Source organism: Candidatus Effluviviaceae Genus V sp. (assembly GCA_014728125.1).
GTDB lineage: Bacteria > Joyebacterota > Joyebacteria > Joyebacterales > Joyebacteraceae > WJMD01.
The window spans coordinates 1-13364 of record WJMD01000169.1 but is presented as its reverse complement, the minus strand read 5'-3'; the positions used below and the strand labels follow the sequence as shown (position 1 = coordinate 13364).

Annotated in this window: 9 protein-coding genes; 5 read left to right on the top strand and 4 right to left on the bottom strand. The window is 69.0% G+C overall.

Annotated elements, in window-relative coordinates:
* Window positions 1–508: indolepyruvate oxidoreductase subunit beta (locus tag GF405_10165; protein ID MBD3368518.1), on the top strand; the 508-nt coding region annotated here is incomplete at its 5' end.
* A gap of 24 nt (window positions 509–532) precedes the next feature.
* Window positions 533–1261 carry an endonuclease III gene (gene nth, locus GF405_10160; protein MBD3368517.1) on the top strand — a complete coding sequence of 243 codons (729 nt, stop codon included), beginning with the start codon at window positions 533–535 and terminating at the stop codon, window positions 1259–1261.
* A gap of 80 nt (window positions 1262–1341) precedes the next feature.
* Here nth and GF405_10155 read toward each other — a convergent pair whose 3' ends face one another.
* Complete coding sequence (locus GF405_10155; GenBank protein ID MBD3368516.1) at window positions 1342–1530, bottom strand: 4Fe-4S dicluster domain-containing protein; 189 nt, start codon at window positions 1528–1530, stop codon at window positions 1342–1344.
* 188 nt (window positions 1531–1718) lie between these two features.
* A complete protein-coding gene (locus GF405_10150; protein MBD3368515.1) occupies window positions 1719–1904 on the bottom strand; it encodes a ferredoxin in 186 nt (61 codons plus the stop codon).
* 21 nt (window positions 1905–1925) lie between these two features.
* Between GF405_10150 and GF405_10145 the strand changes: the two genes are divergently transcribed.
* From GF405_10145 to GF405_10135, 3 genes are read left to right on the top strand one after another with little or no spacing between them, the layout of a single operon-like run.
* Window positions 1926–2639, top strand: a complete 714-nt coding sequence (locus GF405_10145) for a hypothetical protein (GenBank protein MBD3368514.1) — start codon at window positions 1926–1928, stop codon at window positions 2637–2639.
* A 7-nt stretch (window positions 2640–2646) separates the two neighbouring features.
* Window positions 2647–5814, top strand: a complete 3168-nt coding sequence (locus tag GF405_10140) for a hypothetical protein (GenBank protein MBD3368513.1) — start codon at window positions 2647–2649, stop codon at window positions 5812–5814.
* A gap of 1 nt (window position 5815) precedes the next feature.
* On the top strand, window positions 5816–9172 hold the full coding sequence (locus tag GF405_10135) for an AAA family ATPase (GenBank protein ID MBD3368512.1): 3357 nt from the start codon (window positions 5816–5818) through the stop codon (window positions 9170–9172).
* Window positions 9173–9223: 51 nt separating this feature from the next.
* Here GF405_10135 and GF405_10130 read toward each other — a convergent pair whose 3' ends face one another.
* On the bottom strand, window positions 9224–11968 hold the full coding sequence (locus tag GF405_10130; protein MBD3368511.1) for a T9SS type A sorting domain-containing protein: 2745 nt from the start codon (window positions 11966–11968) through the stop codon (window positions 9224–9226).
* 52 nt (window positions 11969–12020) lie between these two features.
* Window positions 12021–13364, bottom strand: a 1344-nt coding sequence (locus GF405_10125) for a T9SS type A sorting domain-containing protein (protein MBD3368510.1), incomplete at its 5' end; no start/stop codon positions are given.

Below are 13364 nucleotides of genomic sequence, written 5' to 3'. Positions count from 1 at the left end.
GATCCTCTCTGAGACCGCCCTTGCCGAGGGGCTCGACGTCAAGAAGAGCGAGGTCCACGGGATGGCCCAGCGGGGAGGCTCGGTCGTCAGCCACGTCCGCTTCGGCGAGACCGTCCACTCCCCCGTCATAGCCCCCGGCGAGGCCGACCTTCTCGTCTCGTTCGAGAAGATGGAGGCCGTCCGCTGGATCCACTCCCTGGCGCCGGAGGGCAAGGTCATCGTCAACGACCAGGAGATCGTCCCCAGCGGGCTCGAGACCTACCCGAAGGACGTGGACGACGAACTCAGGGAGCGCGCCCCCGACGCTCTGATGCTCGACGCGCTCGCCCTCGCACGGGAGGCGGGCCACCCCCGGGCCGTGAACGTCGTCATGCTCGGCGCCTTCTCGAGGTTCCTCGATTTCACCGTCGAGGAGTGGCAGGAGGCCATCCGGAAGCGCGTGCCCCCGAAGACCGTCGACATCAATCTCAAGGCCTTCGAACTCGGACGCAAGGCCGTCGGGGCCTGAGAGCGAGGGTGAGCGGAAGACGACATGCAGAGGAAGCGCGCGAGACGTCACTTCAGAGGACCGCTCAGGGAATCGAAGCACGACCGCGGGCTCCGGGCCGGGCGGGTTCTCCGTGCCCTTCGGAAGGCCTATCCCGACGTCCATGTCCCGCTCGAGTACTCGTCCCCGCTCGAGCTCCTCATCGCGACCATCCTCTCGGCGCAGTGCACCGACGCCCGCGTCAACGAGGTGACGAGCGGGCTCTTCCCCCGGTACAGAACGGCCGGCGACTGGGCCGCGATCCCGCTCCCCAAGTTGGAGAAGCTCATCCGCTCCACAGGCTTCTTCAGAAACAAGGCCCGGGCGATCCACGAGGCGACGGAGGACATCGTCGAGCGCTTCGAGGGCCGCGTGCCGGACACACTGGATGAGCTGACCAGTCTGCGCGGCGTCGGTCGCAAGAGCGCCAACGTCGTGCTCGCTCACGCCTTCGACACGCCGGGCATCATCGTCGACACCCACTTCCGCAGGATCACACGACGCCTCGGGATGACGCGCGAGTACGATCCGGTCAGGATCGAGTTCGATCTGATGGAGTACGTGCCTCGGAAGGACTGGTCCGAGTTCTCGCTGCTCGTCACGTGGCACGGCCGCGAGACGTGCACGGCGCGGAAGCCGGCCTGCGGAGACTGTCCGATCGCCAGGGAGTGTCCGGCCGCGTCGTCCGACGGGCAGGTGATGTGGAAGGTCAAGGAGCCGGGCGGCCGGTCGTAGCAGCTCCGCCACCACTCTGAACATGAAGTCGGCCCGGCGGGAGTCCGCCGGGCCGGCTTCGTTCGCGTCTGTCCGATGTCCTACTCGTCGAGATCGATGGCCTCGGCGGGGCAGCTCTCCGCCGCCTCGTCGACGGCATCCTCGAGATCCTCCGGGACCTCTCGGACCGTTACGACCGCCGTTTCGTCATCCATCTCGAACACCTCGGGGCAGATCTCGACACAGAGACCGCACCCCGTGCAGGCGTCCTCGTCGACCCGCGCCCGCATCGTTCGCCTCCTTCAAGAAGCCATGGGCCTCGCCGGCGTCCGGGGCGCACCCCTTGAGGCGCCGACTGCGAAACGAAACGAGCGAGAATCTAAACCCGGGCGAGGAGGCCTGCAAGAAAGAAGTTCGCCCGGAAGGTCGGACGAGCGACCTGTCGCCTGAGCGGTCGTGACGCCCTTCAGGAACGCTCTTACTCGACGATGATGGCCTCGGTGGGGCAGGCCTCTGCCGCCTCCTTGACGCAGGCCTCCTTGTCGCCCGGGACGTCGGCGGTCTTGACGACGGCCTTGTCGCCGTCCATCTCGAAGATGTCAGGGCACGAGTCGGGACAGAGCCCGCAGCCGATGCAGTCGTCGGCGGAGATCCTGACCTTCATGGCATCCTCCTCTGATCTTCTTTGATGCTGCCTGCAACCATCGGCATCCTAGCAACCCCGGAGACCCGGCACAAGGAGAACCGGCACCTCCGCCCCTTGCGCACGGCCCGAACGTCCCATATGATGGTCCATACTCACAACAGACGAGGCAGCTGTCCAGACGGCCCGCCGGCGGATGTGACGACCCGGCGGCCCACCGGAGGAGACGACATGGCCCAGGCAATGAGCGACAGGGAGCGGATCGAGCTCGCCCTGAAGACCGAGGAATCCGGCAACGACTTCTACCTCGACGCCGCCTCGAAGACCGACCACAAGCTCGCACGGGCGGCGTTCGAGGTCCTCGCGAAGGAGGAGATCAGACACGTCGAGCTCATCGAGGCACTCTCGCGGACCCTCAGCGGCGAGGGCGGACCGGTCGAGACGACGTCGCCCGAGAAGAAGGACCTTGAGAAGCGGGTCAAGACGGTCTACGAGAAGGCGGGCGAGGAGACGGTCGAGGGGAAGATGGAGCCGGCCGAGGCGTACGAGAAGGCCATCGAGCTCGAGAAGAAGATCGCCTCGCTCTACTACGGCTACATCGAGGAGTGTCAGTCGGACGAGGCGAGACGCCTATTCAAGGCACTCTACCAGGAGGAGCAGGACCACCTGAGCCTGCTCGAGGACATGCTGGGCTACCTCACCGACCCGGACAGGTGGTTCATCGACCGCGACATGGTCCTTCTGGACGGCGCGTGATCCGAGCATGAACGGCACACGAGACAGAGCGGAGGCCGCCCGAACCCTCTGGACGGGCGGCTTTCGTTCAGGGCTGGAAGAGACCCTTCTCACACAGCTCGTCTCCCGGCGGGACGACGGTCCGCTCGCTGCGCTGACCGTCGCCGTGCCGACCAATCTCCTCAGACAGCATCTCTCACGACGCCTGGCCGAACGGACGGGCGCGCACGTCGGGGTCCGGTTCGTCACGCTCAAGGACCTGGCCTCCGTCTCGGTGCCGCCCTCGTTCTTCGCGGAGCGCACCCTCCTTCCCCCCGGGGCGCCCGAGGTGATCCTCCGGCGGCTGATCGACGACGGGCTCCTCGAGGGCGGCTACTTCGAAGCCGTTCGCGATCGGCCGGGCATCCCCGGCGCGCTCCTCCGCGCCGTCCGGACCCTGCGGGAGGGCGGCTTCTCCATCGCAGGCTACGAACGAGCGGCCGCCGGAGCTGGTCTCCTTGCGGGCGGCCGTCGAAGCAAGCTCGCGGAGCTTGTCCGCGTCTGGAAGGCGCTCGAGGCGGACATCGGCCGCGGCGGATGGTGCGACGACCTCCATCTCATGACGGGCGCCGCGGAGGCGCTCGAGGCGGGTCCGCCCGAGCGGCCGCCGATCGTCTACGGGTTCTACGACCTGAACGCTCTGCAGAGAAGGCTCGTCGCTGCGGCGCTCGGAGACGGCCCCGCGACGGTCTTCGTTCCGTGGGAGAACGTCGAGTCGTGCCGATACGCGCTCCGCACCCTCCGGTGGTTCGAGGAGCTCGGCTTCACCCGGAGGAGCGTGCAGGAAGACCCCACCGGGACTCTGCCGGCCCCCGAGCGGACGGAGATCCTCTCGGCGCCCGGAGAGGAACGGGAGGCGAGAGAGACCCTGCGGCTCATGGTGGACGCCATGGAACGTCGGGAGCTCAAGCGCCAGGACGTCGCCGTACTGCTCCGCTCCCCCGAGATGTACGGCGACATCTACGCGAAGGACCTCGCGGCGCTCGGTTTCGATGCGTACATCGAGACGCCTGCGCCGCTGGCGACGACGCGCGAAGGCCGGTCGATGCGCGCGCTCATCAGGGCGGTCGAGAGCGACTTCGGGCGTGTCGAGGTCATGGAGTTCCTGGAGCTGTCCGGGCTGGAGCTCGACGGCGGAGCGGCTCCGATCGCCCAGTGGGCGCGCATCTCGACGATGGCCGGCATCACGTCCGGTCCGGAACGCTGGATTGCCTCGCTCGAGCGGCTCGAGCGGCGTCTGGCCCGGGGAGGCGACGGGGACCGCTTCGCGGAGGAACACGCCGACCTCCTCGAACCCGTACGCTCGCTCCTCGCACTCCTTCAGGAGATACTCCCGCCCCTCGAGCACATCGCGCGGAGAGCGCCGATGGGACGCCACCTCGACGCGCTCCTCGCGGTCCACGAACGCGTGTGCTCCGGGACCGGCGGAGCCACACCCGTCATCGAAGCCGTCACCGGACTCCGCCGGCTGGAGCCGTTCGCGGGCGCGGTGAGTTTCGAGACGGTCGCCGAGCTCGTCCGGGGCGCCCTCTCGGGAAGCCGCAGGCGCGGCCTCAGGTTCGGCGAGGGCGGCCCGAACGTCCTCAGCCTCATGGGGGCGCGCGGTCTCTCGTTCCGTACGGTCATCGTGCCGGGGCTTGTCGAGAAGGGCTTCCCTCTCCCCCGCCGGCAGGACCCGATCCTGCTCGACGCAGAGCGGGCCGCGCTGGACCGCGTCAGGGACGACGACGGTTTCCTCCCGCTCCGCGGCGAGAGCGGCTCAGAGGAGGAACTCCTGTTCCGGATAGCCACCGGCTCCGCGGATGAGATGCTCGTCCTGAGCTTCCCCAGGATCGACGTGGCGAAGGGACGGCCTCGGATCCCGTCGGTCTTTCTCCTCGAGATGCTTGACCAGCTGACGGGGCGGCCGCACGACTACGAGACGTTCGACCGGAGTCCGCAGGTACGGCGGGTCTCTCTGTCGCGCCGGTTCCCCGAGCGCCGGGACCGCTCGCTCACGGAGGACGAGTTCGACGGCTGTACGGTGCTCGCGGCGCTTCACGGCGACGGCACAGAGGCCGCGTATCTCTTCGCGAACCACCCTGTGCGACGCCGCGGAGCGGAGATGGAGGTCGCCCGGTGGGGCAACAGCTGCTTCACCCCGTACGACGGCGCGATCACTTCGGACGAAGGCAGGGTCGCCGTCGCCGACCTGTCAGGTGTCGGCCCGGAGGGCACGCTGCCCGACCGGTCCGTCTCGGCGACCGCGCTCGAGGAGTACGCCGGCTGTCCCTTCCGGTATCTCATGCACCACGTGCTCGGCATCGAGCAGGAGGACCCGCCGGAGGACATCACGGAGCTCTCGGCACTCGACCGGGGCACGCTCTACCACGAGGTTCTCGAGCGGTTCCTGACGAGGTTGCGGGACAGCGGCGGACTGCCGCTCGGTCCGGACGGCACGGAATCACTGAGAGAGACGATACGCGAGGTTGCCGGGCGGGCCGGCGAGGCGCTTCCCGGCTACCACGTCGCTCGGGAGCTGGAGCTCGAGGAGCTGGAGAAGCGGCTGGGGCTCTGGCTCGCCTGGGAGATCAGAGGGAGCGCTCGGCTCGTACCGACGCTCTTCGAGGCCGCCTTCGGGAAGCGGCTCGAGGGAGAGGATGGAGCCTCCGTCGAGCTCACTGCCGGAGGCCGGCGCGCCTCGTTCGCAGGCCGTATCGACCGCATCGACACCTCCAGCGACGGCGACCCGGCGCGGGTGATCGACTACAAAACCGGCAGGGCGCCGAAGGGAAAGGCCGCGACGGGGCTCCGCAACGGGACGCGCCTCCAACTGCCGATCTACATGATCGCCGGCGACGCGATCCTCACGAGAGGAAAGCTCGGGACGGCGGTCGGCTCGGCGGCCTATCTGCACCTGCGGGAGCCGGGGGGCCCGGTCACCGTGGGATTCGAGCGCGCCGAGTTCGAAGAACGTCTCGACGACCTGACGTTCGCTGTCGGTCTCATCCTCAAGGGCATCGAGGAAGGGATGCTCTTCCCCTGGCCGGACGGCGGACGGTGCAGATTCTGCCATTACGAGCGCTCCTGTGGCGTCATCGCGCTGCCGCTCGCGCTCATGAAGCGGGGCGACCCGCGCGCTTCGCACTTCGTCTCCGGTCTCGCAGAGATAGAGTGAGGTGATCCCCGTGGCCGACAGCGGCAGCGCTCCGCGGCTCATCGACAGGACGGACAGGCGCCTGGCCTCAGGGCTCGACGGCGGCCTCGAGGGGACGTGGCTCGTCGAGGCGGGCGCCGGGACCGGGAAGACCACGGTGCTGGTCGACCGCATCGTCGCGAACCTGGCCGCCGGGGTACCGTTCGACCGCATCGTCGCCATCACCTTCACGGAGAAGGCGGCAGGTGAGCTCAGGCTCCGGGTGCGGCAGAAGCTCGAGCAGCTCGCCGGAGCGGCCGGCGAGACCGAGGGGCCCCTTCGCGAAGCTCTCCGTTCGATCGACCGGGCCGAGATCGGCACGATCCACGGGTTCGCCTCCCGTCTCGTCCGCGAACGGCCGGTAGAGGTCGGCGTCGACCCGGGGTTCGCCGTCGCCGACGCGTTGACCCAGACCATTCTCCAGAAGGACGCGTGGGACGAATGGTTCCGCGACGAGCTCTCACGTGACGACGTGCCGGCTCTGGGGACGATCAGACGGCTGGGAACCCGCGACAAACGGATCCGGGACATCGCATTTCAGCTCGTGGCCCACCGCGACATGGCCGACCTGGTTCCCGACCCGGGCAAGCGCCCGGACATCGCGCCCCTGCTCTCCGCCTTCCGCGAGGGAGCCGCGGAGCTCGACCGTCTCGTCGCGGACGGCTGCTCGAACGAGGAGGACACCGCCGCGATCCTCATCCGCTCCTTCTCCCTCGCCGTCGAGGACGCACGCTTCGTCCCCGAGCACGCGCTTCCGGCGTACCTCCTGAGGGAGGTCACACCCGGACCGGGATCGAACAAGGGCAACAAGAAGAACTGGGACGCCGACGCGCTCGATGCGGCCCGTGAGGTCGGCACCAGGCTGAGAGAACTGCAGGCCGAGACGCTCCTGGAGGCCGGTCACCACGCTGCCGCGGGTCTCATGCGCTGGCTTCTCGGGTTCGTCGAGCACTACCAGGCCGTCAAGCGCGAGCGCGGCTTCCTCGACTTCGACGACCTCCTCATCGAGGCGCGGAACCTGCTTCGCGACAACCGGGATGTCAGGCGACACTTCAAGCGCGCGTTCGACCGGATCCTGATCGACGAGTTCCAGGACACCGACCCGCTCCAGTGCGAGATCGCCTTCTTCCTGGCGGAGCGCGAGGGCGCCTTCGAGACGCGCTGGCAGGACGTCGAGCTCGAGCCGGGGAAGCTCTTCATCGTCGGCGACCCCAAGCAGTCGATCTACCGCTTCAGGCGCGCCGACATCGAAGTCTACGAGGAGGCCAAGCGGGTGATCGAGCATGCCCGCGGAACGAGCGGCGTCCTGACACTGACCCAGAACTTCCGGACTCGTCCCGCCATCGTCTCGGAGCTCAACGAGGCCTTCGCCCCGACGATGGTCGCCCCCGAGGGCGAGCGCCGCTACCAGCCGGACTACGAGCCGCTGACGTCCTTCCGGGAGAGGGATGCGCGCGGGCCCGGGGTCGTGCTGCTGCCTCCTCCGTTCGACATCTCGGAGGGACTCGACGACGGCCCGCGCGGGAGCTCGTTCGCCGACCTCAAGCGGGCTCTCGAGGCCTCCACGGTCGCGGCCTTCGTCGCGAGGCTCGTGAACGACCCGCAGGAGCGTGTCTGGGACAAGACGACCGGCGTCTGGAGACGGGTGAGGCTCTCGGACATCGCCGTCCTGTTCCGCACAGGCACGGCGCTCGAGCACTACGAGGATGCGTTCGACGCACACGGGCTCGACTACCGCATCGCGGGCGGCAAGCGCTACTACGCGCGGCGCGAGGTCCGCGAGCTCGCGACGGTGCTCGCCGCCGTCGAGGACCCCCACGACCTGGTGGCGGTCGTCGGCGCCCTCAGGACGCCGTTCTTCGGTGTTCCGGACGACGCCGTCGTGCTGCATCGTCACCGAACGGGCGGCCTCGACTACCTGCGAAGCACCGACGGCGATCCGAGGGTCGAGGAGGCCTTCGCCCTGCTGCGCGAGCTCCACCACGCCAGAGACACCGAGCAGACGCCCCGGGTCATCGAGCGGCTCTTCAGACTGACGGGAACACCTGAGCTCTATCTGATGAAACCCTCGGGCGAGCAACGGCACGCCAACCTGATGAAGGTCGTGGAGCTCGCGACGTCGCTGGGTGAGAAGGAGCTCCTGTCGTTCGGGGGGTTCGCGCGCTGGCTCGATGATGTGACGAGCCTCACGCCGGAGGAGGCGGAGTCGCCGCTCTCCGAGGAAGGCGACGAGTTCGTCCGGATGCTCACGATCCACAAGTCCAAGGGACTGGAGTTCCCGGTGACCGTCCTGGCGGATCTCTCGGGAGGAACCCGTCACACCAGCCCGTTCATCGTCGACCGGGAGGCCGGCCGTCTCTCACTGAGGATCGGCGCAAAGGACTCCGGGATCGAGACGTCGAACGACCGGTCGCTCAGGGAGCTCGAGCGGAAGCGCGAGGATGCGGAGCGCATCAGGCTGCTCTACGTCGGGACGACCCGCGCGCGCGACCTCCTGGTGATCCCGTGGTTCGAGGGCGGCAGGATGCAGAAGAAGTCGCCGCTCGGCGACCTGGAGGTGCTCCGCTCCAGGGCGGAGGAGCCCGGAGCCTGGCTCGACACGTCGGAGGCGTCCGGCACCGCATCGCTCGACACATCGCTCCTCGATCGAGAACGACCGCGGCCGGCCGCCGTACGGGTCGACTTCGAGGCGACGCTCAAGGCCGATCCGGAGGAGACGGTCGCGCATGAGGAGAAGCGAGCGTGGGAGCAGCGCATGAGGAGCCTCCCGAAGACCGCCGACAAGGGGGTCTCCTATCTCACGCCCTCGTCGCTCGCGGAGCACGGTGCGACGGGGCGCGACCCCACGGCCGAGCCGATGGAGGACCTCCCCTCTTCGGGCGCCGATGTCGGCACGCTCGTCCATGCAGTGCTCGAGCGGATCGACCTTGAACGCCCGGACGACGTCGAGGAGCTTGCGCGCTCCCTCGCCAGAACCGAGGGACTGGCCGCCGAGGCGGTCGCGGACGCGGCGGCGCTGCTGGAACGCGCGCTCGGGACGCCGACGCTCCGGAGGGCGGCGGCGGCGCACACCGTCCTCAGGGAGGCGCCGTTCTGCATGAGGGACGGGAACAGGTTCGTCGAGGGGAAGATCGACCTCGTCTTCGAGGACGACGACGGCCTCGTGGTCGTCGATTACAAGACCGACGTCGTCCCCGAGGGCGGCACAGCGGCGCTGGCTGACGCTTACCGCAGGCAGGCCGAGGCCTACGCGGCGGCCGTCGAGCGCGTCGCCGGCCGCCCGCCGACCGACGTCCTCCTCCTGGCCCTCAGAGCGGACGAGCCCGAGGTGGCGCTCTGACTGAGCGCCGCCCCGGGCCCGCTTCCTGGAATCCCCGCCTCGAGCCGCGGTCTACTTGAGAAGAACCATGCTGTTCGAGAACGTCTCGCCGCCGACCGCCAGCCGATAGTAGTAGACGCCCGACGCGACGTCGCGGCCGGCGTCGTCCCGGCCGTCCCAGGCCGTGGTGTGCCGACCGGCCGGTAGTGCCGCTCCCGCCTCGAGCGTCCTGACCTCCCGTCCCGAGAGGTCGAAGACCGTCAGCGTGACGTTCGAGGGCCTCGGCAGCTCGTACTGGATGAGCGTCACCGGGTTGAACGGGTTCGGGTAGTTCCCACGAAGGGCCGGCCGACCGTCGACCGCCCCGCCGGCAACTCCGGTCCAGTCTCCCTCGGTGACCTCGAGGCGCTGGTCGGCCGCCACGCCGACCGCCCGCTCGACGAGGCCCGACGGCCAGACGACCTCGAGCGTATCGATCGTCGCCGCGGCCCCCAGACCGAACTCCAGCTCGGGCGAGTCCTGCGAGAGATAGCCGGTCGAGCCCGCGACCTCGCGCCACTGCTCGACACCTCCCGTCACGATGCGCACGCGCGCCCCGACGGCCGACCGATTCGAGATGACGCCCTCCAGGTCGACGACGAGCCAGTGGTTCAGGCTTCCCCACCCGTTCTCGAAGAGACGGTTGGAACCGGTCGCGAGACCGTTGTTCCCCAGGTAGAGATCGACGTCGCCGTCGCCGTCGTAGTCGGCCGATGCGAGACCCCAGACGAAGCCCTCGTTGGTCAGAGGCGCGATGCTCCCGTCGGAGAACGCGTAGTCGGGCGGACCGGAGTTCCTCATGAGCAGGTTGGCCGACCCGTACTTCCCCAGGTAGAGATCGAGGTCGCCGTCGTTCTCCGCGTCGAGCCACACGACGCCCGTTCCCGCGCCGCCGTCGCTCAGCGGGAACACGGACACGTCCGTGAACCCGCCGCCGTCGTTCCGGAGGAGCCGGTTCGCGGCGTTGAGGTTCGCAAGGTAGAGATCCGGATCACCGTCGTTGTCGTAGTCGCCCCAGGCGGCCCCGATGCCGTCCGCGGCGTCCGCGAGGGCCCCGGCCGCCACGTCGACGAACGCGCCGGCGTCGTTCCGGAGGAGCCTGTTGGCCGTCCCGCGGTTCACCAGGTAGCAGTCCTGGTCCCCGTCCAGGTCGTAGTCGGCCCAGACAGCGGACTGGCTGTTGCCGGGGTCGTCCATCGGCGCCGAGGTGGCGTCAGTGAAGAAGGCGCGCCCCGGCACGTTGTTCTCATAGAGTCTGTTGGTTCCGTTGTTGGCGACGAAGAGGTCGAGGTCGCCGTCGAGGTCGTAGTCGACCCACGAGACGCCGTACCCCTCACCCGGGTCGTCGAGCGGCGCGGCCGTTGCGTCGGCGAACGTCCCGGCGTCGTTCCGGAAGAGCCGGTTCGCCCCGTCGTTCACCAGGTAGAGGTCGTGGTCACCGTCGCCGTCGTAGTCGCCCCACGAGACGCCCATGCCCACGCCCGCGTCGTCGAGCGGCGCGGCCGTGACGTCGGTGAACGTTCCCCCGTCGTTCCGGAAGAGCCGGTTGACTCCGTCCGCGTTGGCTACGTAGACGTCCTGGTCGCCGTCGCCGTCGTAGTCGGCCCAGGCGATGCCGCCGGCCCGGCCGAGGTCCCCGAGGGGCGGTTCCGTCGCGTCGGTCCACTCGGGCGACCGTCTCTCGACGGCCGGGACGAGCACCATGGTCGTGTCGCCCGCGAAGCGCATGCAGACGGGCCCGGCACATGAGGGAAAATCGGCCAGCGCCTGCTCGTACGCATCCTCCACGGTGTCACCGGCGTTCACATACGAGAAGAACGCGTTCTGCCAGTCAATCGAGACGACCCAGCAGTCGCCGCAGATCTCATCGCCCATACCGCAGTAGCCGACGGTCGTCGTCGCCCAGCTCGAGCCCTTCCGGAACTCGTACGACAGGCTCCCGTCCGAGATGCTGCACATGCCCCCGCAGCTGCCGATGAACGCGAACGGCATCCGACCGTGGCCGGCGATCCACGCCTCGATCTCCGAGGCGTAGGTCGTCTCGTAGGCCGTGCCCCCGGTGCACCCGCTCCCGAAGGAGAACGAGCCGCCGTGCGCCAGCTCATAGAAGACGGCCGTCGTCTCGGACTGCACGTAGGCCTGGACCTCGGCCTGCGTCGGCCAGAGCGTCTCGTCGGTCGGGTAGCCCATCGTCTCGAACCACGTGTGGGCGTTCCCGGACCACGCGGTCCAGCCCCCGTCGCACGGGTTGTCGTACCAGGGGCCCGTCAGGGAGTACCCGCCGGCGGGCGGCGGGACACCCGGACCGAGCCTCTCTCCGGTCACGGCGTCGACGATGGTCACGTGCTGGAACCCGGCCGCGTCCTCGCTGCGGACGACCCAGCAGGGATTCGACGGAGTCCGTTCGAGCGGGAAGACGTCCGAGTCGGGAGTGATGATGTAGAGGTCGGCGAAGAGAACCGAGCCCGGCGCGAGCGCCCCGGCCTCGCCGGCCGTGATGACCGGAGCGGGCGTCCGGTCGTCGACGTCGTCGCGCCAGACGGCCTTCCGGGAGAGCAACTCGCCGCTCGCGCGGTCGAACCGGTAGACGATCTGGTCCTTCTCGACGACGGCGCCGTGGAGCGTCCGCTGATGGTGGTAGACCTCGAAGGGACCGATGACGACGCGTTCGAAGGCCAGATGGCCGTCGCCGTGTTCCTCGATGACGCGGGCCGGGTCGGCCGCCGGGGCGGCGGTCGCCGTCAGGAGCGCGAGGACGACGGGCAGGATCCGCTTCATGGTTGCCTCCCGTATGCGTGCCGCCGGCCCGCTCTCGCCGAGGCGCGGGCCGCTATCTCAGGAGCACGATCTTCTCCACATCGCTCGAGCGTTCCGCCGTGAGCCTCGCGAAGTAGACCCCTGACGAGGCCGGGTTCCCGCCATCGTCACGGCCGTCCCACGTGACGGAGCCCGTCCCGCCGGCGTCGAGCCCGGCGACGAGACGGCCTCCGAGCGAGTAGATCTCGATGGTCACTGCCTCCGCCCGCGGCGCCTCGAAGCGGACCGTCGTTCCCCCGCGCGCCGGGTTCGGATGCACGCTCAGGATCCGCGCACCTGCCGGGGTCTCACCGACGCCCGTCCCGATGGGCCAGAGGCCCGCATCGACCGTCGTCCAGCCGCCCTCGGGGACCGTCACCGGCCCGATGGTCAGCGTCTCGTAGCCGGCGGCAGCGAACCGGAGCGTGTAGTCGTCGGGCTTGAGGGGCCTCCAGTAGCGTCCGTAGGTCGCGTCCGTCAGGCGCGGGTCGAGCACCTCGGAGGTCGCCTCGAGCACCTCGACCTCGGCGACGAGCGGGGCGCCCGTCGTCGCGTCGGTCACGTGGCCGGTGAAACCCGGACCGGCGAGCCGTTCGATGAGGGAGTACGAGCCTGTCGACACGCGGTCGCAGATGCCGTCGACGTCGCCGGCCGGCGGGATGCACATGTAGCTCAGGATCTCCATCGTGAGACCGATCGTCCCGAGATGGCCGTACTGCCAGTTCCTGGCCTTCCCCTGCGTCGCGTAGCCGTAGACGGCCGAGAAGCTCGAGCCGTCCGCCTTCTTCGTCCGGTCGGCCAGCTCGCTCGCGACGGCGTAGATGGTGTGGTGGTCCGGAGCGAAGCTGTGGCCGGGCCAGTACCACGGGTAGTAGATGCAGTCGCCCGACGAGATGAGCGGGCTGTGGTAGTTGAGAGCGAAGACCGGCTTGGTCGCCTCACAGAGATCGCGCATTGCCTGGGTCTCGTTCTCGGAGAACGGCCACGGGCCGCGGTAGTACGACGCCGTCGTGTCGGGGTCTCCCCCGTCCCAGTTCCAGTCGTAGTTGTTGTTCGGGTCGACGCCGTCGAAGTCGAGGTCGAAGACGCCGTTCCCGTTGTTGTCGCGCGTGTTCTTCCGCCAGGTCTCGTCGATCCCGTCGGTCACGACGACGTGGCCGTCCGGGTTCAGTATGGGGACGAACCAGATCTCGCAGTCGTCGATCCACGCCGTCATCGTGTCGTCGACGCCGTAGGCCGTGGTCAACTCGTCGATCATCCACATGATGACCTCGAGCCCGAGGACCTCCTCGGCGTGGTGCACGCCGTCGAAGAGCACGACCGGCTCGTCCTCGTCCACGTCCGGGTTGTCGGAGAGCTTCATGGCCCAGATGGCGCG

What these genes read in the sequence shown, in the direction of transcription:
- nth (MBD3368517.1), top strand. Translation starts at nt 533, where the DNA reads ATGCAGAGGAAGCGCGCGAGACGTCACTTCAGAGGACCGCTCAGGGAA.
- GF405_10155 (MBD3368516.1), bottom strand. Translation starts at nt 1,530, where the DNA reads ATGCGGGCGCGGGTCGACGAGGACGCCTGCACGGGGTGCGGTCTCTGT.
- GF405_10150 (MBD3368515.1), bottom strand. Translation starts at nt 1,904, where the DNA reads ATGAAGGTCAGGATCTCCGCCGACGACTGCATCGGCTGCGGGCTCTGT.
- GF405_10140 (MBD3368513.1), top strand. Translation starts at nt 2,647, where the DNA reads ATGAACGGCACACGAGACAGAGCGGAGGCCGCCCGAACCCTCTGGACG.
- GF405_10130 (MBD3368511.1), bottom strand. Translation starts at nt 11,968, where the DNA reads ATGAAGCGGATCCTGCCCGTCGTCCTCGCGCTCCTGACGGCGACCGCC.